Annotated in this window: 21 protein-coding genes; 6 read left to right on the top strand and 15 right to left on the bottom strand. The window is 60.1% G+C overall.

Annotated elements, in window-relative coordinates; all coding sequences use genetic code 11:
• Positions 1-222: 222 nt before the first annotated feature.
• Complete coding sequence (locus tag C7401_RS42890; protein WP_112178121.1) at positions 223-1,227, bottom strand: PD-(D/E)XK nuclease family protein; 1,005 nt, start codon at positions 1,225-1,227, stop codon at positions 223-225.
• 591 nt (positions 1,228-1,818) lie between these two features.
• On the opposite strand from C7401_RS42890, the gene C7401_RS42885 reads away from it, so the two are divergent.
• On the top strand, positions 1,819-2,223 hold the full coding sequence (locus tag C7401_RS42885) for a hypothetical protein (protein ID WP_112178120.1): 405 nt from the start codon (positions 1,819-1,821) through the stop codon (positions 2,221-2,223).
• Between the two features lie 46 nt (positions 2,224-2,269).
• Positions 2,270-2,725 (top strand): DUF2971 domain-containing protein, encoded by a 456-nt coding sequence (locus tag C7401_RS42880; protein ID WP_112178119.1) that lies wholly within the window; start codon positions 2,270-2,272, stop codon positions 2,723-2,725.
• 136 nt (positions 2,726-2,861) lie between these two features.
• Here C7401_RS42880 and C7401_RS42875 read toward each other — a convergent pair whose 3' ends face one another.
• The 8 genes from C7401_RS42875 to C7401_RS42845 all read right to left on the bottom strand — a co-directional run bounded on the left by C7401_RS42875 (position 2,862) and on the right by C7401_RS42845 (position 12,035).
• Entirely contained in the window at positions 2,862-6,176 is a 3,315-nt protein-coding gene (locus tag C7401_RS42875; RefSeq protein ID WP_112178118.1) for a DEAD/DEAH box helicase, read from the bottom strand.
• Positions 6,169-6,954 carry a hypothetical protein gene (locus C7401_RS42870; RefSeq protein ID WP_112178117.1) on the bottom strand — a complete coding sequence of 262 codons (786 nt, stop codon included), beginning with the start codon at positions 6,952-6,954 and terminating at the stop codon, positions 6,169-6,171. The genes C7401_RS42875 and C7401_RS42870 overlap by 8 nt, the downstream gene beginning before the upstream one ends.
• 77 nt (positions 6,955-7,031) lie before the next feature.
• Positions 7,032-8,360 (bottom strand): AbiJ-related protein, encoded by a 1,329-nt coding sequence (locus tag C7401_RS42865; RefSeq protein ID WP_258397471.1) that lies wholly within the window; start codon positions 8,358-8,360, stop codon positions 7,032-7,034.
• A gap of 59 nt (positions 8,361-8,419) precedes the next feature.
• The gene (locus tag C7401_RS42860; RefSeq protein WP_181565830.1) at positions 8,420-9,289 is read right to left on the bottom strand and encodes a hypothetical protein; all 870 of its coding nucleotides are present in this window, start codon (positions 9,287-9,289) and stop codon (positions 8,420-8,422) included.
• Complete coding sequence (locus tag C7401_RS42855; protein WP_112178136.1) at positions 9,277-10,356, bottom strand: type IV toxin-antitoxin system AbiEi family antitoxin; 1,080 nt, start codon at positions 10,354-10,356, stop codon at positions 9,277-9,279. Before C7401_RS42855 ends, C7401_RS42860 begins: the two co-directional genes overlap by 13 nt.
• Positions 10,357-10,535: 179 nt before the next feature.
• Entirely contained in the window at positions 10,536-10,889 is a 354-nt protein-coding gene (locus tag C7401_RS42850; protein ID WP_112178115.1) for a hypothetical protein, read from the bottom strand.
• A 440-nt stretch (positions 10,890-11,329) separates the two neighbouring features.
• Positions 11,330-11,521, bottom strand: a complete 192-nt coding sequence (locus tag C7401_RS44730) for a hypothetical protein (protein ID WP_146758096.1) — start codon at positions 11,519-11,521, stop codon at positions 11,330-11,332.
• Positions 11,502-12,035: a hypothetical protein gene (locus C7401_RS42845; RefSeq protein WP_258397470.1), complete on the bottom strand. Its 534-nt coding sequence runs from the start codon at positions 12,033-12,035 to the stop codon at positions 11,502-11,504. The genes C7401_RS44730 and C7401_RS42845 overlap by 20 nt, the downstream gene beginning before the upstream one ends.
• A gap of 246 nt (positions 12,036-12,281) precedes the next feature.
• Between C7401_RS42845 and C7401_RS42840 the strand changes: the two genes are divergently transcribed.
• The 3 genes from C7401_RS42840 to C7401_RS42830 all read left to right on the top strand — a co-directional run bounded on the left by C7401_RS42840 (position 12,282) and on the right by C7401_RS42830 (position 18,307).
• Positions 12,282-14,141 carry a site-specific integrase gene (locus tag C7401_RS42840; protein WP_112178113.1) on the top strand — a complete coding sequence of 620 codons (1,860 nt, stop codon included), beginning with the start codon at positions 12,282-12,284 and terminating at the stop codon, positions 14,139-14,141.
• Positions 14,142-14,525: 384 nt separating this feature from the next.
• Positions 14,526-16,994, top strand: a complete 2,469-nt coding sequence (locus tag C7401_RS42835) for a DUF4357 domain-containing protein (RefSeq protein ID WP_112178112.1) — start codon at positions 14,526-14,528, stop codon at positions 16,992-16,994.
• Positions 16,991-18,307, top strand: coding sequence for an McrC family protein (locus C7401_RS42830; protein ID WP_220092912.1), 1,317 nt, complete (start codon positions 16,991-16,993; stop codon positions 18,305-18,307). Before C7401_RS42835 ends, C7401_RS42830 begins: the two co-directional genes overlap by 4 nt.
• Positions 18,308-18,619: 312 nt before the next feature.
• Here C7401_RS42830 and C7401_RS42825 read toward each other — a convergent pair whose 3' ends face one another.
• From C7401_RS42825 to C7401_RS42800, 6 genes are all read right to left on the bottom strand, one after another.
• A complete protein-coding gene (locus C7401_RS42825; protein WP_373864497.1) occupies positions 18,620-19,855 on the bottom strand; it encodes a porin in 1,236 nt (411 codons plus the stop codon).
• 181 nt (positions 19,856-20,036) lie between these two features.
• Positions 20,037-20,771, bottom strand: a complete 735-nt coding sequence (locus tag C7401_RS42820) for an SDR family NAD(P)-dependent oxidoreductase (RefSeq protein ID WP_112178110.1) — start codon at positions 20,769-20,771, stop codon at positions 20,037-20,039.
• On the bottom strand, positions 20,768-21,529 hold the full coding sequence (locus C7401_RS42815) for an SDR family NAD(P)-dependent oxidoreductase (protein WP_220092911.1): 762 nt from the start codon (positions 21,527-21,529) through the stop codon (positions 20,768-20,770). The genes C7401_RS42820 and C7401_RS42815 overlap by 4 nt, the downstream gene beginning before the upstream one ends.
• A gap of 77 nt (positions 21,530-21,606) precedes the next feature.
• Positions 21,607-22,413: a polysaccharide deacetylase family protein gene (locus C7401_RS42810; RefSeq protein WP_220092910.1), complete on the bottom strand. Its 807-nt coding sequence runs from the start codon at positions 22,411-22,413 to the stop codon at positions 21,607-21,609.
• Positions 22,414-22,512: 99 nt separating this feature from the next.
• A complete protein-coding gene (locus C7401_RS42805) occupies positions 22,513-23,826 on the bottom strand; it encodes an MFS transporter (RefSeq protein ID WP_220092909.1) in 1,314 nt (437 codons plus the stop codon).
• 27 nt (positions 23,827-23,853) lie between these two features.
• Positions 23,854-25,299, bottom strand: a complete 1,446-nt coding sequence (locus C7401_RS42800; protein WP_112178106.1) for an amidase — start codon at positions 25,297-25,299, stop codon at positions 23,854-23,856.
• Between the two features lie 198 nt (positions 25,300-25,497).
• Here C7401_RS42800 and C7401_RS42795 point away from each other — a divergent pair, with 198 nt between their 5' ends.
• Positions 25,498-26,259 carry an IclR family transcriptional regulator gene (locus C7401_RS42795; protein ID WP_258397469.1) on the top strand — a complete coding sequence of 254 codons (762 nt, stop codon included), beginning with the start codon at positions 25,498-25,500 and terminating at the stop codon, positions 26,257-26,259.
• Positions 26,260-26,765 lie beyond the last annotated feature (506 nt).

Genomic DNA, 26,765 nt, shown 5'->3' with positions numbered 1-26,765 from the left:
GTGATTGGCGTTGTGCGCAAGCGGTCCTCCCAGATTGTTAGCGCCGCGGAAGCTGCACAAACATGCCACGCGGGGTGTGATTTGCGCATTGTTCGATACAAATAGTTGCTTGTAAAGCAAAAATTCTGGGAGTTGACTGCTCAGATTTAGCAAGACGGCGTATCTAGCGATGCGACAGAACCAATCTGAGACTACGGGGCTTGCGTGCAGCGCCTGAGCGAGTCACGCTGTGCTCTGACCGGGAGCCACATCCGGCACAACGCCAAGATTGCGCTCTGACAGCGCCTTCAGGACTTGCTTGCCAAGCACGCGGGTATTTTTAATGCGCTGCGAGGCGTAGGTCAGCGGGATATCCAAGCCATAGGCCTCGTTTGTGCGCCGCAGTTTCGGATGCGCGTCGACTTCCTGATCCTTTTCGACATCAAACACCTTCACGGTTTCGTCCCCGTACCGCACGATCAGATAGTGTTCGCGGTCGAGCTCGACAATGCGTTGGTCGGTCGCATCCATTGCATCCAGACTCGGGAGCCGTCGCTTTTCCGCGGATTCCGAAACGATCTCGCGTTGAAGGAACAGGACGAACGCCTTGAGCGTGTGGCGAATGTAGTCGGTGATCGGCTCGATCTCGGCGATGGCTTCTCGGCGAAGCAGTTCACGGATCAAGTCAACAATGGTTTGCTGATGCTCAGCGGCTGGCGCGCGCCAGCGCATCCAGGCTTTTCGGTGCGCGTCCCGGCCATCGAGCTCCAGGGTGCCAAACTCGTCTCGCAGTGCGCCCGATTCGCCCGGAGGCGTGAGGAAGACCACCGTGATGGGCGCCGGGTCCGCCTCCCGAATAGCGGCGCTTACGCAAGCAAACTCATCAGCCAGTTGCGTGCGCTGAGCAGAGGACGCCTTCACCTTGTTCTCGACGATCAGATGATGGGCCTTTCGCTGGCCCTCCCCTTCGCCCGTCATGATCTGGATATCGATGTCCACGGTCCGGGAATCCCGGTCACCGTAGCGCTTCTCGAGACCCACCTGGACGGCCAGAAGCGGGCTCGATAACACATCATCGAAGCGACCCGGCTCGCCGCAGCTTTTCGCGACCTCGCTCAGGAACGCGCGAAGGAAGACGTCGGAAAGACCGTGTGGCTTGTGCGGCTCGAGCAGAAAGGCGACGAAGGCGCTCAGATTGGTCTCGGTCAGGCGCCCGCGCCCTTCCGACAGTGCGTAGAAGATGTTCATGTGGGCTGTGTGGAGATCAGTGTGCAGACCGAGTGAACGGCGTCCGTTAGGCAGCGTCGAATAACGCTACCATGTTATCTCGGTGGGCGGCGGCCTGCGCCCTCGCTCTGTATTTTCCGAACCGATGACACACCTAGGGTTGGCGAACGCGATCGGAAACACTCATAGCACGAGTCCGTCGATCTCTTGGCGATCGCGGTACCCGATACAATTGGCGCGACACACAGAACATGGGCGGACTCTCGTCATTCATGACGGTGGGCCCGCTGCCGCGTTTAACCAGAACGAGAAAAATATGCGAATTGCTTACGTTGGCGCTGCGGTGTGCCTCTGTGCTTCGGCTTTGCTCATGAGCGTGGGTGCTTCGGCGCACCCGGCACCGGCTTCGGACCACGCCTCGGACGGAAACGGGCAGGATTGCCGGGACGGCCGTCGCGACTGTAATCCTGAGTTCAAATGGCCAAAGGACGGTAAGAACTGTTTCGCGCTACCCGAGAAGTACGATCCGTTTGTCGAAGGCGACCGCCTGTGTCCCGCGGATAGGGTGTGGGGCGCGCACGGAAAATACATCTGCTGCAAGCACCCGGCGGTTTGGAAATCCTCGTCGCCGGCGGTGACACCCAGCGTGTGCGTTCGCGCTACCAAACCGATGCCAGCGAGGCGGCGTGTCATTTCCGCTCGGCGCGCGCGCTCACGAGATCAGGCGTCACAATAGAAAGCGCGCTAAAGTCCAAGTCAGCCATCTCTGCCCAACCCTCGGCGAATGTCGAAGACGAGGTTCGGCACCTCGTGATTGCTACAATCCGCAGACTTGCCACGCTCGGGACAAACCACATGCAGCTCTACTACCTAACGGCTGAGAAGTGGGCGAAGAAGAGTATCGCCGAACGAAGGTTGAAAATCTCCCTCTTCGGTGAACTCAACGATCCCTTCGAGTTGTTGCCTCACGTTTTGCCGAGTCGCGAGCATCGTCAGGTTGCACGAGTATCTCTCTAAACAACGGGGGGTCATCTGCTTTTCTACCGATTGGCAAAATCTTGTCATGTGGGCGCACTACGGTGCGAAGCACTATGGTGTCTGTCTCGGGTTCGACATTCCTGACAAGCTAGCGATGCGAGTTAGCTACGAGCCGAACCGTCTCGAATTTGACATTGATCTTTCGGCACACAACGCAGGCGTTGGTCCAGACATGGTGAAAGCCATGCTGCTCACGAAGTTTGACGCCTGGAGATACGAGAACGAATACCGGGTCATAGCGGAACTAAAAGATCAAGATACCGACGGACATTTCTATGCGGACTTTGGCGAACACATGATGTTGCGCGAGGTGGTGATCGGAGTACGCTGCGATACATCTCAGCGTGAGGTCGCGGAGTGGATCGGAAATCTAGGGCACGACGTTGAGATCCGTAAGGCACGGTTGGCGTTCAAGCAGTTCAAGATCACAGAGCAACTACAGAAACCCGCCCTCGTGGCAGGCCATAGCGTAGGCAAATGAAAAATCATCATTCGCCAGGCATCCGCTCGCGTTTTTTTCTTCCCCTTGCCGGCGTGCTTCTCCAAGTAGGCTACGAACAGCGCGACGGCCGGCGGCCGTAGACACGCTGTTGATTTCCGCCGCGAGAACCTAATGGTTACAGGAATGCAGAAATCTCGACGGCTTGAGCGACCCGTTTAAGCGCACGGCCGAAGTCTTCATCTGCGAGGGGGGCTTGTAAAACGGGCGCAATGTCCGTGAACTTCTGGTGCACTGCGCGACGAGCCGGCCGCCCGGACAGGTATTGCCGCAGGACCAGCTTGTCTGCATCGTCAAAACCCTGGCGAACGCATGAGCCAAGTAAGTTGATCACCAGCGGCGTGTCAGAATGTTGGCCGTTTTCGATCGCGATTGCCCGGAATATCTGCGCCGGTAGACTGAAAAAATATGAAATCTCCGGCAATAAACGCAAAACGAATTCCCGTGCGGCCTCGCATTTGCCAAGACGCGCCTCTTGCGTACCAAACGCGCGCTCCATGTCCGCGAGCGTGTCTCCTGCCATCCAACGTTCTAGCAGTGAAAAAATGCGGCCGACAGCGTACGTTCCGCGCGCTTCATCGCCTTGAAGTTTCTTGTACGTCGTTCCGAACATCCCTTCGAGACTTTCTTTGCGAATGAGTTGCGGTATCAAATGCGGTCTCTGCGAGAGCCAGCCAACGAGCCATAAGTATAAGTCGCGCACCGTAGCACTGGGATTCATGGGTTCTGACAATGCCTCACCTAGCTCACGGATGATTGCAACAGGAATTCCGGCGGACGCAGCCAGGCGGTCCACCCATGTCAGCACAGAAGGCGTTTCAGGATCAGCTCGTCTAAGGGCGATCGCGGCGTCAATTCGCGATTGTGTCCACTGGGCATCCCCTCGCTGCTTAGCCCGAAATGCGGCGAACGATCGACCAAGCAATGCTTTAGCCGGCGCGTCTTCATCGCCTACATCCGATGGAACCGAAACAGGTAACCGTCGCAGCAAGTACATTGCCATTTCAGATTTTGAGGCTGTCGCGTCGTGGATCTGATCGAGCAGCCTGGTTAGTGGGTCATCGATAATGAGGCATTGGTCGCTCTGCGCAAAGATGGTTTGCAAATCGGTCCAATGACTGTGAATTTTGCTGGCCTTGTCATCGAAATTGACCACTTTGCTCGGCACGACCAGGACAAAGCCGTAGGACGCGTCTCCCGCCCGGCCTGCCCGACCCGCGGCATTCAGTAGCTCGTGAGCATCAAGCTTCTCCAACCGGTCTGCGTTCGGGTCGAACCGGCTGTCTCCTCCGATGATGACCACTTCGCTGGGAAGATTCATGCCTTGTGCAAGAGTTGACGTCGCGACGAGGACATTAATGCCGTCCTTCCTTCTGAACAGAGATTCGTGAAGGTTCCGTTCGGCTGGAAGAAGCAACCCATGATGACATGCACTTGACGACAACAACCTTCCTTCATCGTCGACCTGCAGATATAAATGCGCGGCGCCTCCGGTCTCGTCAGCGGCTGCGGAATAGAGTTCCAGCTCATCAGCGCTCAAGAAACAGCCGGGCTGGCCCAGTTCCTGCGAGAGAATGTTCGAAGCGCTGTTGGCGAGGGGAACAGTCTGTGTGAACACAAGAGTCTTCAACCCTTGGCGAGCGGTTGCCTGAGCGATCGCTGCGGCGACCTGGTTCCCGTTTGGTGTAAGGTACCAATCCCGATTTTTTGTTGTCCCAGTAGAAAGCCTCACCTGCTCCTCGAGCAGTGGCAGGAGTGCATAATCCTTGCGGGCTCTCGACTGCCAGGTTTGGTGCAGGCAAAAGAATCCAAATGGCGAGATTTTCAAGCTACGTTTGAGTTCGGCCGGCGCATCCTTATTCGAAACCTTCGCACGCGTTTGACGCAAACGAAGGTTCAGGGTCTTTATTTCCTCGTCGCCATATACCACGCACCCGCGAACCTGCCGGGTAGGCTTCCAGGTCAACGTAAGTGACAAGCAGTGACGTCCGGTGAGCTCACCCATCCAATCGGCCATCTCCTGCGTGTTCATCATCATCGCCGATAGAAACAGCAAATCGGCTTTCGGTGCGACAACGACAAAATTTAGCACCGAAAGCATGGCGTCAATCGCACGGCGACTCGTTTCTGTCTGCCGAGGATGCAAAAGATGGCATTCGTCGAACACCAAAAGACCGACGTCAGAAAAAATCTCCCGGTTAAAACTGAGCATAGCCAGGCATCGCTCCGGGGTCATCACTGAAATTGGCGGCAGTGCGTCACCTCCGACATCCAGGACCAGTTCGTCTGTTCGCTCTCGCAATACATCCGAATCCGGGAAAGTCACCTTCAGGGCGCTTGCGGTCTGGTCAACGAGCGCGAGGGTGGGCGCCAGGAAAACTGCTTTTGCACCCCGTAACAGCGCCGTCGCAATCTTGAGTTCTGCCAAGGTTGACTTCCCCGCGCCGGTCGGAAAGCTGACAGCTGCGGAGACACCGGGTTCGAGGTATCCCGACGCGATCGCTTGCCTGTGATTCCGCCACAAATAAGGCCGCCGCTCGGCAATCTTTTTCATCAATTCGTGCCATTGCCCGCCATCTATGCCAGACGGCGGAGGCGTATTGACAAGTGCAGAAGCTGCTAGATCTCGTGAGGCAGAAGATAGCAAGGACGCAAGGTGGCGTGGACCGGGATAGACGCTGTAGGGCATCGCACCCATCGCCCCCGCCAGATCATCTAACGACTCAACACAGAGGGCTTTCACCCGGTCGAACAATTCGCGGGCATCGGCTTCATCGGCAAAAGGGTCTTGGTCATCACCGCCGAGCATTTTTCCAGCCATCAGACGCACGCCTCGCAGCAGCATGAGGTAAAGCGCGCTGACGGCTTGGTCCTGCCGGTTTCCGATCAGTATCTGCGCGTCATTCGGCAGGGAGATATCAAGGACCTTTTGCAGTCTTCCGTTTGCAAGATGCACAATCGCAGCAAGCAACGCAGCCTCGACTGGGTTGACGGCTTCGATGATGATAGCCTTCGCCATCTCTGCTGCGTCAGCGCTGGATTCGGCAATAAGGAAAAGGATCGTCGCCGAAACTTCAGGAGAGATGCCTTCCAGTGCAAGCCTGCTCGGTCGCGGCTCGGCTTCACTTATCTTGTCAGCCAGCAATGCCACGTGGTGCGCCGCGCCGCCTACGAAGGCGGCCGCCGCACGATTTTCACGATCACCTAGCGCGGATACGAGCGCTTCTTGTGAGAAGGCAAGACGGTTTGTTTCCTTGACAAGTCTTGTGATGTCCTCCGGCAGCGAGTTCCCATTCGCCAGCTTGCGGATGCGAATTCGAGCGGCGACAAGCGTTGCATACGCGTCTGTTAGTCGCTGAGGGAGATCGGCGAGATCGAGCCCCGGAAGCGGGGGTGCACTCGAAATCAGCACAACGGTATCGGCATCAAACATTCCCCGTCACCTCCGCGTTAACTGCGACGATCGCGAGATCCGCCAAGTCTTGCATCCATGCCCGTAAGTTCTTGATATGGAGCGTTTCGCCTCGGCGCCTCCGATTTTCTCCAGCAGCGACCTGGTCATAACCTTTAAAAAGCCGACCCCGGCCTGCGTCATCAGAATGAGTGTCGTTGACGGTGATGCTGACGCGGTATTGGCGGACATTCTTCCAAATGACATTCTCGATCGCGATGTCAGGGTCAATATTCGGCTGTGTCGCGAGGAGCGCTGTTACTTCGGCTGTCAGCACGTTTTCGCGGTCGCCAGCCTCAAAGGCTTTGAACTCGGGCCAAACGTCATCGCGAATGGTGGCTCGGGGATTGTCGGTGGCCTTGTCCTCAAAAATTATGGCAGCCTTCACCTTCCCTTTGTCGACTTCGAGCTGAAGCCCGTCAAAACCTTTATGCGCCAATATCATGTGTGGTGCCCGGATAATCCCACCCGGGGCCGCACGATGGGCTGCGACCCACGATAGCACTTGAAACATCCAGCCGTCCCGATGCCAAGGATCCTCGCCCTTGGCAACGGTGAGCAGTTCTATCGCTCCCGCTGCCGCATTTTTCGTGGACGCAGGTACACCAAGGGATGCTCCCGCGAGAATCTTTTGCACATGCCGCGACTGCCCCAGCGCGACGCGCGCGATTTGCTGTGCGAGGACGTGTTCGTCCGCGACGGCCCACGTGTTACCGTGACAGAGTGATCCGTGCTCGTACGGTGTCAGATTGATTGTCATACTCTCCGTGGCGGCTTCGCCTCTATTTTTAATAGCGATCGCGTTGATTGCGCTCTACTGCGGACATTCTGGGAGTCTTAGTAGAGTGGAACGCCATAGCGTTTGAACATTGCCTCGAAGAAGGCCTTGACGTCGGCCTTCGCTGTCGGCGCCTGAAGTTCCGCGGCCCCAAAACGGAAGACTTCGTAGCCCGCGAGTTTGAGTTCACGGTCGCCCCTGACCATCTGCGAGTAGCGGTGCGCGTCGGCTGTACCTGCGGAGTCCGCATAGTGATGTTTTCCGTCCACCTCCACGACGACCCGCACACCCTGCGGCAACAGAAGCAGGAAGTCCATGCGAAACCTCAGCAGGGCATCTGGGCCTCGCTCCTTGACGGTTCGCGGATCCCAGTGCAGCCATACCTCCGGCAGAAGTGCGGGCAGGCCTGGCACTGCACTGCGGAAGCCTTCGAAGAAAGCCTCGAACAGCAGCATTTGCGGTGGAGAGTTTTGCGGCAGGCTGGACTTGAGCCGAGCGTACAGTGAGCGCTTGGCGATGTCGGCATCCGCGACGTGCTCTGTTTCCTGCCACCATTGCTGCAGATCGCACCAACGCAATCCATCATTGCCGATGGGCCGGTCATAGACTAGAACCTTGTCCGCATTGGTGACGATCTCGACATCGTTATCCAGGGCATCGGTAAAGCGCAGGTCGGGCTTGTCGGGCGACGCGAAGATGAGATTCTTCGGACGCCCCTTTGTAGCTGTGTGCAGTGGAACCAAGGAGAAGACCGGGTAACCTCCTTCGGTACCGGTCTCGCGCAGTTCGACCCCGCAGGCGCGTAGTGGTTCGTTAATGCAAGCAACGATGTGACGTTGCGCGGCCTCATCAGGACGAACATCAGGCGATACGAGTCCCTCCAGAAACAGGGCGAAGCGCCGGTCGGATGAGTCGTACGCGCCCAATCGGTCGAACAAAACCTCCGCGGACCAGTCCTCCGGGTTGCGATGCACATGTTGCTCAATTTCAGCCCGCAGGCCCGAAGGCTTTCCGTTGAACAGCGCCATCCAGCCGTCGGTGTCCAAAATCCACAGCCGCTCCAGCAATTCGTCGAAACCGCGTGCGTCGCCGTACAGCTCTTCGCTATTGAGCCTGCGTGCGACTTCCCGCCGATACCGTTTCGGGATGGGCGGGAATGATCGATCGTTCCAGAGGACATCCTGGATCTGATTGCGCGTCGCGGCCTCGGGAGGATGGCGAAGCAGCAGCTTGCGGGCGACGGCCGGCAGGTCCGCGTTCGCAAGGGCGTTGAAACTGGCTGTGACGCGTTCACGCTTGGAGCCCTCGACAGCGGGCGCGGGCAGCCCCAGTTCTTCGCACAGCGCCGGCAGCATTGTGTGCGTAACAGCATCCTTCAGACTGGTCACCAGGGGCTCCAAGAGATCGCGAAGTCGCGCGTAGTCCATGATCCTGTCTGTTCCGCGGATTAAACCCTCAACCCCATGGCACGCAGCAGCGCGTCAATTTGTCCAAACGCGTCCTGCTGCCACTGTTCCGGCGTGCGCTCGCCCAGCACATGCGTGTCTTCGACAAAGCGTCTCACGCAGGTGGGGCCATAGCCTTCGAAGCTATCGAACTTGTCGGCAATGTGCCCGAAGCCACGCTTTCCGCTCGGGAGGCCGAGCACTTGGCGGCATTCGTGAGCCAAGGTTTCGATCCCGCCAGGATAGTTTCGGACGCAGTAGTAAATGTCGTACGCGTCCTTCTGCTTGTAGCGTCCCGCGAGTGCATGACCTTTCATCGCCAGCAGCGCGGGTATCGAGCACACCGCAATTTCCACGCGATTCGTTTCACCGTTAGGCATCGGCCCTGCAACCGCAACCATCTGATAGAACCGCATCGCCAGATCGGCGCCGTCCGCTCGTTGCACAGCGAAGTCGGCGACGAGCGGCGGATCATTCTTGACGATTTCCGCGTCCCGCGGCATCAGGAAGTCGACAACAATGTCGATCGCCTCGCCGCCGTCGCGCGCGGGGACCTGGCGAACCAACTGGAAGCGCCGAAGCCCCTCGCGCTGGGCGTATCCCTGAGCCTGAAGAGCCCCAACGAGGGTCGCATACTCGCCGTCGCCGAGTGCTTCCGCATCCAGCCCGACATCCACATCGAGCGTGCCAACGTGCGGCATGTCCTCATTGGCCAGCAGCAACCACGGGACGGCCCCCCCAATGATGGCGAATTTGCCCTTGAAGCTGCCGAGTATTTGACCGATCTCGACCAGCACAGACTTCACGGCTACGGTAGTGCGGTCGTCATACTCCGCGGCTGACTGCGGCTCCTGGGTGGTCATTTTGGCCATGACAGTTTTTCCCGACGCAGATGCTCGGCGGCTTCAGCACCGCGTTCACCCGCAATGGATAGATCAAGATAAGTCTGGATAGGATCCGTGCATATTGCGCCGGGGGCCGGCTCAACCGTGTCAGCGAGCAGACCCGCGTCTTTTGGAATTGTGATGAGCACGTTTTCTCCCTTCGAGGCAGGCGCGAGCCTCAACGCCACCCGCATCTTCTCCACTCCTTCGGGATCGGCGTAAAGGTAGTGCGTGCCTGTGCGCCCATAAGGAGCAAGCCAATGCGCAGCTGAGAACGATGCAAAGGCAGCATGTCCAGGTCCGTCGCCCGCGCTGAGCACACTGCGGGCGGCATCCTCCAGTGCGGTGCCGTGCAATGGGGTGTAAAACCGCATGCGCTCGCCGGACGGCGCTGTGTAGCTATCGCGCCAGGCGTCGAGCAACTCATCTGGTTTCGTCAACAGAAGACCCTCGGCCGAAGCCAGCGCCCATTCTCGATCGATCAATGCTGTGCGCACATTGCTGACATGGCCCAGACTCACGCCGGAGACTTCTGACAGGTCGGTAACGCGCCATGAGCGGTCAGGTTCGCGCAGCATGGCGCGGAGGACCTGTGCAGATTTCGGCCTGAAAAGTGACTTGAGTTCGCGTTGTTCGGCCCCTGAATTCTCCGCCACGATACGCTCGATGAACACGCCGCCGAAGGCAATGCGGGCGTTCCCCTTCAGATCCAGATAGCCGACGCCCTTTTCTTCGCACAATTGCCTGACTGCAGGAGAAATATAGGGCGCGATAAAGATGGGGGTGGCGAGCGAGGATTGTCGTGCGTAGTCGCGCAGTTCCAGTAGCGCTGAACGAGCGTATCGTGGCTGGCCGTTCGGCTTGTACTCGCAGACGAGCTCATGCTGCCTGCCGTCAACCACCAGTCGGGCGACCATGTCCGGCTTCTCTTCCCCGGACGCGGCTTCGGACGTGATTTCGTTGATCTCGACAATCGGAACCCTCTCGAGCAACTTCCGCAGCGCGTCCCTAGCGCGAATCTCACCGTCTTTCATTAAAATATCCCATTTCAACATTTGCTGAAGGTACTTCATTCAGTGAAACGTTGCAACGGAATTTCATTATTTAGGTCGCTTTCAACGGATGATGAAAGTCGACCGTCTGGTGAAAATACGGGGGGATGCTGCAAGACAATAACGGCGCCGAAGCAACCGGTCATACACCGGCTCGATGTAGCCCCTTACCACCAGAGCGGTCAGAAAAGCCCCGCCTGCCTCACGTCCCGCGCCGGCGGCAGCGAGGCCCGGGCACGCCGGGTGCCACTGCGCCGCGCGAGCCGCCGCACGTGGGCAACCAGCTCCGCCTTCGCCGCCCCGAGGGTGAGGACCAGCGCATACCGCCTGACACCGTCCGGTCCGGCCGCCTGACCCGCTGCGGGCCGGGCGCGCAGCGACACGCGCAGCGCAAGGCGCCGGGCCCGGTCGAGCAGCTGGGCGCGGCTCATGCCGGGCCAGCACGCGGCGATGAACTGCACGACCGCCGGCGGCAGGGATTCGGGGGCGCAGCCGGGGGGCAGCGCGAGGGCAACCAGTTCGAGGCGGTCGGCCATGGGCGGCAGGGGAAGTCCGGGCCTCGCGATCCTGGCGTAAAACCGGCTGCGCCGCAACGGCCCCGCCGTTGCGGCGCGCGCCGACGGCCGCCTGCCCTCGCCTGCCCTGGCGTCAGCCGGGTCGCCACGGGTGCCACCCGGCTGAAGATGTAATTTCGTAAGTTTGCGAACGTCGTCAGGTCTGATAACTCGTAACGGCAAGCTAAAGGAGGACCCTGGCGCTTCGCCACTCAGGAATCGGAAGCCGCCTTCGGTTGCTGGTCACGGCTGCGACGATAACCACGCGGCTGACTTCTCCGGCACGTTTGAAGAATCAGCCCGGCACAGCAGCTGTTAAATTGCCATAAGGCTAGGTGCCACGGGGTCGGCCGAAGAACCGCCGCCGCGCGCCGCCAACAAAAACGCCACCCGAAGGTGGCGTTGTCGGTGCCCGGACGGGATCAGTCCTGTCCGGATTCGGCGGTGCGCCGCGCGCGCACGCGCAGCGTCGCCCGGTAGATCGGCCGGGCAGGCTGCTTCGGCAGCGTGCCATTCGCCATCGCCGCCTCGGTATATTCGAGGACCACGGCAAAGCCGCGCTTCTGCATCGCGACCACTTTCGGGCGCAGCCTGCTAGATGCGTTCAAAGCCATAGATTCCTCCTTCGTCAGTGGCGGGCCGCGTCACACACCGGAACGACGCCCCGTATTCGCCCCGGCCAAACTGGCGCGACATCCTATTATTGATCGAGTCGAGCTTGCCGTTCTGCGGCGCATAGAAATACTGGCGCACGGCCGGAAACGCCAGAGCATGGCCTTCGACCGCTACAGCGAGCACCTCCATGAACTGCCAGATCATGCCGATGTCCGGCAGCGGCCACGCGTGCGGGTCGAACATGGTGCCCCGGTCGGCGCCGGCGCGCAGGAACTTCACGATGCGCGAACCGGGCGCCGGAATAAAACCATTGTTCCAGGCGACAGCCGTGTCCCGCATGAAATCGGGGTCGTTGCCTGCGTAGGCCATGACGTCGGCAAAAACGACGAGAAATCGGGTGCCCGCGAGGTCGATGCCGACCGCTTCCACGGTCGGGTCGATGGGCAGCGGCTCGGTCACAATGACGTCGTCGGGCGGGTCCGGAAACAGGCGCGCGATCAGCGCCGGGGTCACATAGTTGATCATTCGTCGGTCGGGCCTTTTCCTTCCATTGTTTCCAGACACGCGCTCCGGGCGCCGCCGGGACGGTTGCTGGAGGGCCAGCTGTTCCAGTTTTACAGGTTTTCGAACGTAGTTAAGTCTAATAGCCGCCGTTGCGCGCTCACCCGTCGCCCGCCGTCGGGCGGTCGACGCGGCCCGCCTGCGACCGGGCCTGACAGTTAGTTGCATGGGCGCGAATTGTCCCTACCGGATCGCCACATGACTGAACAGCTCCCCCTGCAACGCCGGTTCTCGTCAAAGGACTTCGCCGCCCTGCGCGCGTTCTTACAGAAACACCCGCCCGCGACCATCGCACGCACCTATTACGATTCCAATGGAGATGTGCACGCTGCCACGCCGGATGCCATGGAGCGCTACCTGCGTGACATGCTGGCGACGCTGTTTGATCTGGCGATCGGGCATGGATCATCGGTGCTGGCTGACCATCTGACGGCGTCCATCCGTCAACACGGAAGCGGCCGCCTCACAGCTGGCTCGCTGAAGCTGGTCGAGGAGGCCGCCCTGCTCGCCGTCACCACGCCCGCGGCCTCACACGGTATCGGGATGTGGTTTCGCCCGATGGGCGCCCGTTACCTGAAGGGCCGCAGCATCGCCACGCCCGGCGATCTCGCCGGCTACTGCAACACACGCGGCGGCAGGGGGTGGCGCTCAGTGCCCCGCATCGGACCCGGGCGCGCGCGCCGGATCGTCGCCTGGCTGCGCCGGCACGAACGCGCAATCGGACTGCGCGTCGAACCCTACGTCGACGTGGCCGATCCGCTCGTCGCCCCCGACTCTGGGGTCATCACTGTGGGAGGCGAAGCCGGGCTGCTCGCACCGCTCGAGCGCATGGCCATATGTGAGGCGCTCGACGGCTCGCGCGGCGTAAATCGCTCCGCTGCCTTTCCCTATATCGACGCGCACAACGATCTCGCGGCCATCCGCGCCTACCTGCACCTGTACCGGGACCAGCCGAAAACCCTGCGTGTCTATACCAGGGAACTCCAACGTTTCCTGCTCTGGTCGGTGACCATCCGCGGCAAGGCCCTCAGCTCACTGCACGTCGACGATTGCGAGGCTTTCAAGGATTTCCTGAAGCAGCCCTCCCCGTCTTTCGTTGGGCCGCGTGCGCCGCGCACCTCCCGGCGCTGGCGCCCCTTCGCGAGTGACAGTCTCAGTCCCCGGTCGCAGCTTTACGCCGTGCGGGCGCTACGCGCGGCCTTCACCTGGCTCGTCGACGCGCGGTATCTCGCGGGCAACCCATGGAAAATGGTCAACGATCCTGTGACGATCGAGCGGGAAGCAAAGCTGCGGGTCGAGCGTGCACTGCCCGGGCAGCTGTGGTCGGATGTACGCCGGCACGTCCAACGTCGAAGCGCTGCAGCCGAAAATCAGCGCTGGCGAATCGTTCACGCCCTGATGCTGCTGCTGGGCGACTCGGGTCTCCGGCGTGAGGAAGCAGCGAACGCGCGGCGCGAGACCCTGCATCCCTACCCCGCTGCAGATGGCACGGACGTGTGGGCGCTGACCGTGACCGGCAAACGCAGCCGGGAAAGAACGGTTCCCGTCAGCACCGGGACGGTCGATGCGATCCGCGCACACTGGCGCGATCGCGGCGAGGATTTCGACGCACCGACGGCCACCGGCCCCCTGCTCTCGCCGCTTGTGATTCCCCGGACCAAAGCTGCGCGGCTGAAACACGACGGTTCGCAGCGCATGCCGTACGCCACCGACGTCCTCAACCGGTTGATCGACTGGCTGCGGCGGCAGCTGCTCGTTGAACTGGAGAGCCTGACACCCGCAACGCAGGCGTCGCTCGAACAGCTGTCTCCGCACGCGTTCCGGCACACGTTCGGCACCCAGGCCGCAGCCAACGCTGTGCCCATTGATGTCATCCAGAAGGTCCTCGGTCACCAGTCTGTGCAGACCACGTCGATCTACGTGCAGGCCGAAACGCAGCGCATGATGCGCGAGGTCAGCCTGATGTTCAGGAAACGGAACCGTGCCGGGCGCCAGGACCCGGACGAGGTTTCTGACGGCGAGCCGGCGTGGCCCGAACAGTCGCGCTCTCGCGCATAAAGTCGCGATCGGCAGCTTCGTCCCAGCGGGCGCGCGACTTCGCGCGGGACAACCGATCCGGTCCAACTGGAGGGCGCAGAGGCGCGGCTGCTGCAAGCAAATGCCGCGCGAACTTCCGGTGTCGACCCGTTGCCGTCCTCCACCGAGCAAAACTGGGACGGCGGCTACTCTTCGCATCACCGTCATTCGGCCATAATCGGTGGCGACCACGTTGCAGCTGAACTGGACCGCATCAACGTGACCGTGTCGCGCCAAGGGGCTGGCGCTTCGTCTTTGGCGCGCCGCGCCTGCGTGAGGCCAAATGCGATACCGTCGAGCAGGATGCAACCGGGGGACACGCTCTGTGCGTTGGAATTTTCTAAAATTCAAAAGTGAAAGAAGACGATGGCAAAAGATGAAGGTGAATGGCTTCAGATCCAGAAAGAACAGGCCTTAGCCTTCGGCAAGCCAGTTCCATCTGGTTTTGTTGTTCGCGAGGGTTCAACCGCGATGCGTGAAGGTTCCCCGGATAAGAAACGCGATAGGCCGGAACGCCATCGTTTGGTGGCACAGGGTGTTCTGGTTCCCGACAATAACCCGGCGCTTTTCCGTTTCAGCGTCGATCATGTCTTCAGTAGCCAGAGTCGTGCGGCAGGCGTAGTTATCGACGGCAACAGCAATGGCAGTCATTGGCAACCGGCTAATATGAACGTTCTCATTAGTACCGACGCAAAAGGTGTCTTTACAAGAGCAGAGATTGAAGGGGCTATGGACGCCTTTGATCGGCACGGCGAAACTGGTGAAAACTCAGATATCTTCAGTCGGTTCGGGGACCCTCGCGATTTCTGGGTGCGCTCCAGTCGCGAGCGTCCAAATCGCGTTTATCCCTCGAAGCCCCTTGTCGGCTTTATCTTAAAAAAGACCGAGCTGAACGGAGGTTGGGGGCAGAAAGCAGATGCTGCCTCGCGGCTACACAATTCGGGCTTCATTATCGTGGATCGAGATGACAAGCCCATCCTTCCCCCTGAACGCTATGATCACCTCACAAGCGACGCAGACCGAATACGTCTTTGCGCAGTGAATTACTTCATAGAACCAGCGCGAGAGCGCGGCGCTGTTGAGGTCGCTATTCGCGCCAGCGAGATCGCCGAAGCGATGGGCTTACGAGACAGATTCCCGACCATCTGTAGCGCGCTCGGCGGTGAGAAGTTTCAGCAGTTAGCCCACGTGCCCCCACCATCACATACCACGCCCAACCCCAGCAGCTCGACCATCTTCACATACAAGTTCACATCGCAGGCGGGGACAGCCACCGTGACAGACGCAGCAGCAACGCCAAACCGCTCAGCAACCAACCTGATCTTTTACGGACCGCCCGGCACGGGCAAAACTTACCGCACCGCATTGGAAGCGGTTCGCCTTTGTCTTGGCGATCAGGTTGCCGTGGACTTTCAGGGCAGCGAGAAGCGTGAAGCGTTGATGGACGAGTATCGGCGTTTGTCAAGCGAAGGACGGATCGAGTTCGTGACCTTCCATCAGTCCATGTCCTACGAGGAATTCGTCGAAGGCCTACGGCCAAGCACTGGAGACGATCCTGGTGAGGGACCAGACGAGGTGGAAATTAGCTCCGGCTTCTGCTTGAAGACATACGATGGCGTCTTCAAGCGCGTCAGCGAACGCGCAAGACTTGATCAAGGAGGGGGAAATACATCAGCGCGGCTCGACCGTTCCGCCCGTGTGTTCAAGGTCGCACTTGGAAGGCGACAAATCGAGGATGACAGGATCCGCTTCGGTCTGGATCACGGCTTGATCCATGTTGGTTGGGGCGGGGACATCGACTGGTCAGACGAACGGTTCGATGACTACAACGAGATTTTCTCCGAATGGAGAGCCCAGAAGGACCCCGAGGCGACCGGGCACGATGGAAACATCGTGATCACCTTCTCATTCAGGGCCGACATGCAGGTTGGCGACTATATTGTCGTCTCAGATGGGCGGGATCGGTTCCAGGCATTTGGCAGAGTCACCAGTGAATATTTCTACGATCCGGATGCCGCATTCCATCCACACCGCCGCCACGTGGAGTGGCTTTGGCGCGACGACAACGGGACCGAGCGCGATCGCTTTTACCCGAACAGCTTCAGGCGGCATTCGGTCTACAAACTCGATCAGTCACTCGTGGACTGGGATGCACTGGAAGCGATTGTCTTCGGCGCTGAGAGGCCTCGCGCAAGCCAGTCAGCGCGGGACCACGTCCTCATCATCGACGAGATCAACCGGGCAAACATCTCGAAAGTCTTTGGTGAACTCATCACGCTTCTAGAACCAGACAAGCGGCTGGGCATGCAGAATGAGATACGCCTCCTGTTACCCTATTCGAAGAAGCCGTTCGGCATCCCAGCGAACCTCCACATCATCGGCACAATGAACACGGCCGATCGCTCCATTGCGCTTCTGGATACGGCGCTCCGCCGTCGCTTCACGTTCCGCGAATTGATGCCCGATTCGATGGTCCTTTCGAAGAACGTGGGCGGAATCGATCTGCAGAAGCTCCTGACCTCCATCAACGATCGTATCGAGTATCTCTTCGACCGGGACCATCAGATCGGGCACGCCTATTTCACCAACTGCACGACCCGCGACGACGTCGAAGAGGTGATGCGTCACAAGGTAATCCCGCTGCTGGCCGAGTATTTCTACGAGGACTGGTCGAAGGTTGCCGCCGTTCTCGGTGACACGGGGCAAGGCCCGGGGCGGTTCCTAGAGGCACGGCGGCTTGCCGCGCCCGCTGGTATTGAAGAGGATAATTTTGCTGGCGAAAAGCTGCGCTGGCGTGTGAAGGACCAGTTCACTTTCTCGGAGTTCGAGGCTTGAAGCCATCCTACACTCTCCGCGAGTGGGAGACACTGCCCCATGGCGATGTGGAGGGCTGCATTTCACCACATATGGCCAGTCGGCTAGTGGCACTGGCCAAGACTTCGCCTTTCGCTGGCCGGGGCGGCAATGGAGTGTTGGAGGATCGACGGCACGAGTTGCGGGCTCGCGGTGTGGTTGGTGTTCTTGCTACGCAGGACTGCAACCTCGAGATCCTTCCTAAGATCGACATTGCATTGGGGGAAGGCGCTGAGCGTCAGAATGCTGCCATCCGCAAGCGCCTGGTCCATATGCTCGCCGTTGCGCTGGATCTGAAAATCGAGACGGGACGGATTACGGAACTCGACTGGCAGCGCGAGACGCTTCTCGAAATCCTGATCCGAATATTTTGTGACAAGCTGACCGAAACGCTCCGTCGAGGCATACCCCGTCGCTATCTCGGCCACGAGGACGACCTTTCAACCCTACGCGGCACACTCAATGTGCCACGTCAATTCACCCGCCACGCGGCTAACCCGGCACGCCTTGCCTGCCGGTTCGACGATCTGTCGGAAGACATCGCGCTCAATCGCATCACGAAGGCAGCCGTCTCGCACCTGTTCAAGATTTCTCGGAATGCGACGAACCAGCAGCGTCTGCGTGAGTTGGCCTTCGTTTATGCCGATATCACGGATGTTCCGGCACCGGCCCTAAACTGGGCAGAGGTCGTCATCGATCGGACCAACCGCGCGTGGCAGGACCTGTTCGGCATGGCACAACTGTTCCTCCGGAACCAATACCAGACGACTAGCGGTGGCTCAGGGCAAGGCTCGGCGCTCCTTTTTGAGATGAGCGCGCTTTTCGAAGAGTATGTGGGTCGATTGGTCTTGCGCGCTCTCGCCGGGACGGAGTTCCGCGTAACTCTGCAAGGTGGGCGCCTGTTCTGTCTTACTTCGCTGGAGGATGCGCGTGCCGTGTTCCAGACCAGGCCTGACATACTGATCTGGCGCGCGGGACAGGTTACCCATGTGATCGACACGAAATGGAAACGCATATCCTCGCGGATCGATGATCCGAAGCAGGGCGTTTCACAAGGAGACGTCTACCAGATGATGGCTTACGCCCATCTCTACAAGGCCCCCCGGCTGACCCTGCTCTATCCCCATTACGAAGGGCTTGGCGGCAATGAGGGCATTCAGGCGAAGTTCCAGATCACGGGTCAGCAGACGGTCATCGAGACAGCCAGCGTCGACGTGGCCAACGGGAAGGATCTTGTGGCACGCCTGAGGAATGCGCTCTTCCTTACCACCACCGAGGAGCGTCTGGCTTTCTAGAAAGCGGCCCGTCGAGTGGATCGCCCTTAACACGCCAAGACTGCCGTGCTGCGACCAACGTCCAAAACGAGCCACGCTGCCGGGAGCTTCACGAGGGCGGCAACACGCCGCGCGACAGCACCACCGCAAACTTCGTAACGTCGACGTCGTTAGTCCACGCTGTCGCTCTGGCACAGATCCAATCCCGTATTTCCCGACGTATTGAGTTGGGGAACCTGCGAATGCGGTCAGATAGATGCGTGGGAGATGCACGCATCTATTCCCGAACACCGCGTTACCGAAGCTCGCTCGCGCGATGGCAACTCCGCGCGTCTAGAACCTGTGGGCAATTCCCATACCCGCGGCAATCTGCGTGCGCCCCGACGCGGGAGCCGACTGGAACCCATCGCCGATGGTCGCCGTGGCGTTGATCACGTCGCCTGCTCCTGCGGTGCCCAGCGTCTGTCCGCTCGCGCGCTGCCATGCCTGAAGAAAATAGAGTGTCGTCCTCTTCGACAATGCATACGATTCGGCCAGACTGACCTGATGATACTGGGCGGGATTCTCAATACCGTTCGCCTTGCTCGTCCACGTATAGCTGTAGCCTCCCCCCACGTCCAGTGCGGGGCCGGCGTGCCAGTGACCGACCGTACCCACTGTGTTGAAGACTGCCAGGTCGTGAAACGACGAATTGATCCCGGGCACATACTGGACGTTCGAATAGGAAAATGACATGTCGAAAGCACTGGAAATCGCATAGGCGCCTGTCACTGCGATGCGTTGCTGCGCCGCGTTGGTCTGGTAGCCGTTGGTCAGCGCCGACACTCCTGGCTGACCACCGGTTGTCGCCGTTGAATCCGCACCCCACGCGCCACCGCCCAGGTTCGAATTGCTGAAGCGCTCAAAGCCCGCCGCGAGCGAGACCGGGCCTCGCACGTACTGGGCCGCGAGGCTCCACGTTGAACCACGCGTGAGCGTACCCGGCACGCCGCTCAACGCATATGAAGCGCCAACCGTAAATCCCGCGAAGACGGGGGACGTATACACCAGCGAATTATTCACACGATACCCGGAATCGAGACCGTCAATATCGCCCGGGTGCGCCCCCGTTTCGCCAGACAACCAAGGCGTCGGACCAAACGCATAGAGCAACGTGTAATACGGTGTGTACTGCCGCCCCGCGGTGAGCGTACCGTATAACGGATTCGTCACGCCAACGAATCCCTGCCCTCCGAATGCTGCATTCGTGAACTGGCCACCACCCGTGTTGGTATTGAAACGCGATTCGAGCGTGAAGATCGCCTTCGTGCCGCCGCCTAATTCCTCGCTCCCCTTGAAACCCCAGCGGCTACCCAGCCAGTTTCCAGCCGAAAGCTTCACGTTCGACCGACCGCCCGAATTGGAGCCAAGCGTGGTCTGGCTGTTCTGGTAGATGATGCCGTTGTCGACCACCCCAAACATCGTCAGCGATGTCTGCGCCCTGGCGCCCGTCATATCGAGGACGGCGATCCCCGAGATCAAAGCCAGCTTCCCGGCCCTGACGATCATGTCTTTCTTTTTAATTTCCATCTGTAGTCCTTTATGGTTTTAGTACATTTTTTCGTTTCTATTAGCTATCCTTATTGATAGACGAGCTAATACACCCTGCCGCACTGAGAAGCGGGAAAATAACGTCATCAGGAAGTCAACCGGCGACGCGCGGGCGAAACAGCGTCCGCGCGTCAGGAAAAACGTCGGCTAGCGGGGGGTGTCAGTCCAGGTAGCGGCAGGTCAACCAGCCCCCGTCGACGGCAATGACCTGGCCATTGACGAACGAGGCGTCTTCGCCGACCAGAAAGCCGATGACCGAAGCCACGTCTTCCGGAAGCCCCACCCGGCGCAAGGGCGTTGCGCCAAGCATCGCATCGCGGTATGACGCGTCTCGTTCGAGCCGCGCCTCGGTCATCGGTGTGCGAATCAGGCCGGGCGCAACGGCGTTCACGCGAATGCCTTTGCCGGAAATCTCGGAGGCCAGCTGCCGCGTGAACTGGGAAATGCCCGCTTTCGTGACGGCATACGCTGTCGAGCCCGGAAACCCGACTTCACCGAACACCGACGCGACATTGACGATCGCCGCGCCACTGTTCATCAACGGCAGACAATCGCGCGTCAGGCGCAGCACAGCGCGAAGGTTGATGTCGACGATACGGTCGATCAATGCGTCATCGCTGTCGGCCAGCCGCTTCGAGCCGCCAACGCCTGCGTTGTTGACGAGAATGTCGAGTCCGGACCCGAGCGTCGTAATCGCGTCGACGATCCTGGCCGGCGCGTCGCTTGCCGCCAGATCGAGCACGAGGCGATGAACCGGAAAATCCAGCAGGTTGTCGTCAGCGAGGTCAACGGCAAGAACCTGAACGCCGCTCCCAAGCAGCCGTTTCACCGTCGCAAGCCCAATGCCCTGATTACCGCCCGTGACGAGCGCGAGCCGTTTATTTGCTTGCGTCATGCCAGTCGCCCTCCGTCTACGGGCAGACACACGCCGGTGGTATAGGACGCCTGCTCGCTTGCGAGAAACAATGCGGCGTCGGTGACTTCACGCGGTGTGCCGAAGCGCCCCAGCGGATAGCGTTTGAGATACTCAGCCTTGCGGGCCTGCACAGCTTCTGGGCCGCCCGCTGCTTCAAACGTGGCCTGCAGCATTGGCGTTTCGATCGAGCCCGGGCACACACTATTGGCGCGAATGCCGTCTTTCGCGTAGGCCAGCGCAAGACTTCGCGTGAACATCGCAACCGCGCCTTTCGACGCGGAATACGCCGGCAGCGTGCCGCTCCCGGCCAGTCCCGCCGTCGAGCTGAACGTGACGATATTTCCCTTGTTCCTTTTCAATAGCGGCAAGGCGTGCCTGACCATAAGAAACGTTCCGCGAACGTTGATATTGAATACGCGGTCCCATTCTTCGAGGCTGCACGTTTCGATGGCGGAACCCGCGCCTATGGTTCCCGCTGCCGTGACGAGCACGTCCAGCCCCGCATCCGCCGGCACGTTGCGCCATGCCGACTCGACACTCTCTTCACTGGAAACGTCGCAAACCCGGGTCGTTGCCTCGACAGGTAGTGTGGCGGCGGTTTGCGTCAAGCCTGCCATGTCGATGTCAAAAAGATAGAGTTCTCGCGCCCCTTCGCGCGCGAACGCCTGCGCCAGATCCCGGCCCAAACCCGAAGCGGCGCCGGAGATGGCAATGACACGTCCCTCGAACCTTCTCATGCTCTGATACCTGAAAGCGATAGCGGCAACCGCCATCGAAAGTCAAAGAAAATTTCCGATGATTTCCGTGCGCGAATTCAATCGACCCAACAGTCGTGAATCTCGCTCATCGTGGCGAACCAGACGTCGCTGTATGACGAAATGCGCTCGAGCAGCCTGCGCAGCATCAGGATGTACGGCGCCTTGCCAATGGACTGCGGATGCAGCGTGTAGAACACCGCCGCATTGGGAACCTCTTCGTAAGCATAGGTGAAGTGGTCCATCCACCGCCCGAGAATGACATCCGGCGCGGACATGCCGGCGTTCATCCGCGGCACATATTCGATCGCGGGAAAATCGTCGAGATGCCACGAAACCGGCATTTCCAGAATCCTCGTGCTCGGCGGCCCGAACACGTTGCCACCGTCGTCGCGCAGTGTGACATTGCACGGACGGTAGGGCTCGAAATCACGGCCCATCAGAGAGGAATCCCAGTCGAAACCATTGTCTTCGAGAATCGACAGCGTATTTTCGGTGAGGTCCCACGAAGGCGAGCGGTAGCCGCGCGGACGCTTGCCGACAATGCGCTCGTGCAGTCGCAACTGCTTTTCCATCAGCGCCCGCTCGGCCTCCTCTGTCAGTCCGCCGACCTTCTCGTGTACGCAGCCGTGTGCGCCTATCTCGTGCCCGTGTGCAAGCACGGCATCGAACTGCGCGGGAAACGTCTCCATCGTATGCGTCGGCGTGAACCACGTCGATGGGATGTCGAATCGCTTCAACTCTGCAAGCAGGCGCGGCGCTGCCACAACGGCGCAGAACTCGCCACGGGACAGATAACCTGGCGAAGTGAGACCGAAAGAATTCATCCAGACCGATTGGCCGTCGAAATCGACGCCAATGTTCACGGCGATCTTCTTTCCCTGGGGGAGTTTCAAAGGCATGTTGCACTCCTGTTGGCTTGTTGAGCGATAGCCAGCGGCTTCGCATGGCGACGATGACAGCGGCTAGCGATTGACCAGCTTCGCCGGAACCGACGTCGCGAGAATGAGCAGCCCAATGCCGTTGCATGCGGCGAGAATCAGCATTGCGGCGTTGGTACTGCCGGTCGTCTCCTTGATCCAGCCGATCAGATAGGGACTCACGAAGCCCGCCGTGCTCGTCGTGCAGTTGATGAAGGCGACCGCTGCTGCCGCCCCCGCACCGGAAAGGAATGCAGTGGGCAAGCTCCAGAACAGCGGGTTCGCCGCAAATACGCCAATTGAGGCAATGGATAGTGCTGCAAGCGCCGCGGCCGTATTCGTGCTGAAGACTACGCTAAGCAGCATGCCAACGCCCCCAATGGCGATCGCCGCCCCGAGATGCCATTTTCTTTCGCGGCGCTGGTCGGCGCTACGCCCGAACAGGATCATGCCGACAATGGCCGCCACGGAAGGAATGGCCGAAAGCACACCGATTTCGAGCAAGCTCTTGATGCCTGTGGCCTTGATGATCGACGGCAGCCAGAAACTGATTCCATACGAGCCGAGGGCCATGCAATAACACACTGCGATCAGCGTAAGCACACGCCGGTCCGTGAAGATGCGGCTCACGGGAATACTCGACTTCTGTGCGTCGTCGGCGTCGATTGCGCCTTGCAGTGCGTGCTTTTCCTCTTGCGTGAGCCACTTTGCGTCGGCTACGCGATTCGGCAGCTTCCACAGGATGAGCAGACCGAGGAGCACAGATGGAACCGCCTCGATCACGAACATCCATTGCCAGCCGGCCAGGCCGTGCGTACCGTTCATCGACTGCATGATCCAGCCCGACAGCGGCCCGCCGATCACGCCGGAAGCCGGAATGGCCGTGAAGAAGATCGCCGCGACCTTGCCCCGCTTGCTGCTCGGAAACCAGTAGGTCAGGTAGTGAACCACACCGGGCAGAAAGCCGGCCTCGGCAATGCCCAGGAGCAGGCGAACGATATAGAACGACGTTGGCGTCTTCACGAACACCATGGCGCCGGCCAGCACGCCCCACGTAATCATGATGCGCGAGATCCATGTGCGCGCGCCGACCTTGTGAAGAATGATATTGCTCGGCACTTCGCACAGCGCGTAGCCGATGAAGAAAATGCCGGCGCCAAGGCCATAGACCGTCTCGCTAAACTGCAGGTCCGAGAGCATTTGCAACTTCGCGAACCCGACATTCACGCGGTCGAGATACGCGGCGACGTAGCAGATGAACAGCAAGGGAATCAAGCGCAGCGTCACCTTTGCATAGGCGAGCTTCTCCACGCCGGTTTCGGCTTCGACGGTGGGCGCGGTGGTCAGACTGTTTGCCATTGCTGCCTCTGAGCGGTTATTCATTGCTTATGCGTTAAATTGGGGACGTCGCCGGGCTGGCTGCCAGGTGCCCGTGGATTCCAGCTGCGACGCGAGCTGAACGATCAGGTCCTCGCGGCCAAAGCGGCCGACGAGTTGGGAACCGACCGGCAGGCCGTTCTCTGTCCAGTATGTCGGGACGCTTGCGGCGGGCTGACCGGATGCGTTCAGGATTGCCAAATAGGTGGAATAGCGGCCGACCTTTGCCCGGAACGACGTGAAGGAGTCGTTCATCGACAGTGATCCGAGCCTTGCGGGCAGTTGCGCGAGCGTCGAGGTCAGCACGATGTCGTAGTGCTCGAACGGCTCATCGAGGAGTCGGCCAAGCGAGTGAAACCGCGTCACCGCGGCAGCGTACTGCGAGGCCGAAATGCTTTTTCCAAGTTCGTACCCGTCGAGAATCGCCGGCTCCAGGTCGCCGTCGCGGAGCTTGCGTCCCAGCACATTCAGCCGCGCGTCGACGGACAGCACGATGTTCGCGGCAAGCACGCGAATGTGGTCGGCAACGAAATCTTCATAGTCGAGACCGGCGGGCGGCGGCCGATATTCGACCTCGTGGCCGAGATCGCGCAGGAGTTGCGCGGTCGCATCGACAGCGGCAGCACACTCGGGAGCGAGCGCGATTCCGTCCAGCGGCTCCTTCCACACGGCAATACGCAGCGGGCGGTCGAACGGCCGGTGCACCGCATCGATCAAAGGCCGACTGAGTGGCGGCGCGCAGTATGGCGCACCCGGCTCGAAACCGGAAACGGCGTCGAGCGCCGCCGCCGTGTCGCGAACAGTGCGGCTGATCACGCCGTCGGCCGCAAGACCCGCCCACCCTTCACCACGGTACGGACCCATCGGCACGCGCCCCCGCGAAGGCTTCAGGCCGAAGACGCCGCAGCACGACGAGGGAATGCGAATCGAGCCCGCGCCGTCACTGCCGTGCGCAACCGGAACGATACCGGTCGCGACGGCAGCCGCAGCGCCGCCACTCGATCCGCCAGCGGATCGCGAATGATCATGCGGATTGCGCGTTGGGCCGCCGTTTTGCGTGGCTTCCGTAGTTGGCGCCATGCACAGCTCCGGCACGGTGGTACGGGCGAACGAAATCAACCCGGCATCCGCGAAGCGCGCCACGAGCGTCGAGTCGGCACTGTACTGGATGCTGTCGAAGAGCGACGAGCCGAGCTTCGAATTCAGCCGTGCCGACGCTAAGCCCGAGTCTTTGAGCAAAAAGGGAATGCCGCGAAAAGCACCGCTCGGCCGCCAGTCGCGCGCAAGTTGCATGCTGGCTTCGTAGTCGGGATAACAAATGGCGTTCAGCGCGGGATTCGTTTGCCTGGCAATGCTAATCGCGCACGCCAGCAGTGCTTCGGAAGATGTCTCGCCGGTTGCCAGCAATTCCGAAAGCGCAACGCCATCCAGTTCAAGGTATTCGTAGTCTCGCATTGTGTCGTGTTGGGCCAGTATGAATCGCCGGAACCTGGCTGCGTGGCGTTACGCCTGTCAGCAGATGTCCGGCCGGTCGATTTTTTCGCTTGACACCTGTATTAAATATCAATACAGTTGCATTGATATATGGCCATCTTGGCATTTTTTATAATCGTTCGCAACCGGAAAAATATCCGTGAGGATGCAGGAGGGCGTGTGGCAACAAAGGACAACCTGTACGTGCAGTCGCTCGCGCGTGGGCTCGATCTGCTGGAGGCGTTTGCATCGACGGGCGGACCGCTAAGCCTCGGCGAACTGGCCAATCTCACCGGGCTGGACCGCAGCGCGAGCCAGCGTCTTGCGCATACGCTCGTGCTGAAGGGCTATCTGGAGAAGGCGGACGGAGGACGCGGCCTCGTGCTGGGCAAGGAAATCCTCGCGCGCACTTTTGACTTCCTCCGCAATTCGACGCTCATCGAACGGGCCACACCGATCCTCGAGGAATTGCAGAAGGAAACCGGCGAGCGCGTCGACCTGAGCCTGTTCGACGACGTGCACATCATTTATGCGCTGCGCCGGCAGTCGAAGCGACAGACGTACTATGCAACGCTCATTGGCCGGCGCATTCCGACGTTCTGCTCGTCGGGCGGGCGCGCCATGCTATCGAAGCTGGACGACGCACAAGTCGACGACATTCTGAGCCGCTCCACGCTCACGCCGTTGACCACGAAAACGGAAACCGATCTTCTCCGCATCAAGGAAAAGATCGAAGAAGCGCGATCACGCAATTTCGCGGTCGCAGAAGAAGAAAGTCTGCTCGGAGAACTGGCGCTTGCGAGCGCCGTGCTCGATCGTGACGGCCGGCCGCTAGGCGCCGTCCACATTGCCGGTTCTTGTTCCGACTGGACTAAAGCGGCGTTCGTCCGGCGCTTCTCACCGCTTGCAATCGAGGCGGCACGCGCACTTGGCGGGCGCTGAAAAGCGCGCCCACAGCGCAGACACGAAGCCTCGAGCCCAACACCGCGTTCTGCTGATCGCGCACCCCGCACCAACGACCGCATCGTTGCAGCAAGTCGCGCAAGTTTCCAACCTCGTGGGTCAACCCTGAGCAGGCCTCAACTCCGGGTCATGTCCATCCCGCCGCGTTGACGGTGGCTGGACATTGAAAATCCTGCTGCACAAAGGGCGGCCCGTGCGTGCAAAACGCTGGCACGCTCGTCACGTGCACCGTCGAGCGGATGCGTCAACACAATTAGCAGTCGTCGGAGGCAGTCAAGCAGAGACTGAACGCGATGGGCCGGCTACCACTGACAGCGTCGGTCCGAATTCGGCCAGGAGCGGCCGTTCGCGCCCGACGCCGGCTGGACGCTACAGTGTCCGCTTCCTGCCTTTTACCCGACCTACGCGGGTGCCTCGTCTTGCCGACGCCAATGGAAGATGAGGTGACGTCCAGGACGCCCTATTCCGGGCGTACCTCATAACCC

Source organism: Paraburkholderia unamae (assembly GCF_003268775.1).
GTDB lineage: Bacteria > Pseudomonadota > Gammaproteobacteria > Burkholderiales > Burkholderiaceae > Paraburkholderia > Paraburkholderia unamae.
This window is presented reverse-complemented; position numbering and strand designations above follow the sequence as displayed.

Coding starts and splice junctions, on each gene's coding strand:
- C7401_RS42890 (WP_112178121.1), bottom strand. CDS start 1,227: ATGAACATCTTCTACGCACTGTCGGAAGGGCGCGGGCGCCTGACCGAG.
- C7401_RS42880 (WP_112178119.1), top strand. CDS start 2,270: ATGTGGGCGCACTACGGTGCGAAGCACTATGGTGTCTGTCTCGGGTTC.
- C7401_RS42875 (WP_112178118.1), bottom strand. CDS start 6,176: ATGTTTGATGCCGATACCGTTGTGCTGATTTCGAGTGCACCCCCGCTT.
- C7401_RS42870 (WP_112178117.1), bottom strand. CDS start 6,954: ATGACAATCAATCTGACACCGTACGAGCACGGATCACTCTGTCACGGT.
- C7401_RS42860 (WP_181565830.1), bottom strand. CDS start 9,289: ATGGCCAAAATGACCACCCAGGAGCCGCAGTCAGCCGCGGAGTATGAC.
- C7401_RS42855 (WP_112178136.1), bottom strand. CDS start 10,356: ATGTTGAAATGGGATATTTTAATGAAAGACGGTGAGATTCGCGCTAGG.
- C7401_RS42850 (WP_112178115.1), bottom strand. CDS start 10,889: ATGGCCGACCGCCTCGAACTGGTTGCCCTCGCGCTGCCCCCCGGCTGC.
- C7401_RS44730 (WP_146758096.1), bottom strand. CDS start 11,521: ATGGCTTTGAACGCATCTAGCAGGCTGCGCCCGAAAGTGGTCGCGATG.
- C7401_RS42840 (WP_112178113.1), top strand. CDS start 12,282: ATGACTGAACAGCTCCCCCTGCAACGCCGGTTCTCGTCAAAGGACTTC.
- C7401_RS42835 (WP_112178112.1), top strand. CDS start 14,526: ATGGCAAAAGATGAAGGTGAATGGCTTCAGATCCAGAAAGAACAGGCC.
- C7401_RS42825 (WP_373864497.1), bottom strand. CDS start 19,855: ATGGAAATTAAAAAGAAAGACATGATCGTCAGGGCCGGGAAGCTGGCT.
- C7401_RS42820 (WP_112178110.1), bottom strand. CDS start 20,771: ATGACGCAAGCAAATAAACGGCTCGCGCTCGTCACGGGCGGTAATCAG.
- C7401_RS42815 (WP_220092911.1), bottom strand. CDS start 21,529: ATGAGAAGGTTCGAGGGACGTGTCATTGCCATCTCCGGCGCCGCTTCG.
- C7401_RS42805 (WP_220092909.1), bottom strand. CDS start 23,826: ATGGCAAACAGTCTGACCACCGCGCCCACCGTCGAAGCCGAAACCGGC.
- C7401_RS42800 (WP_112178106.1), bottom strand. CDS start 25,299: ATGCGAGACTACGAATACCTTGAACTGGATGGCGTTGCGCTTTCGGAA.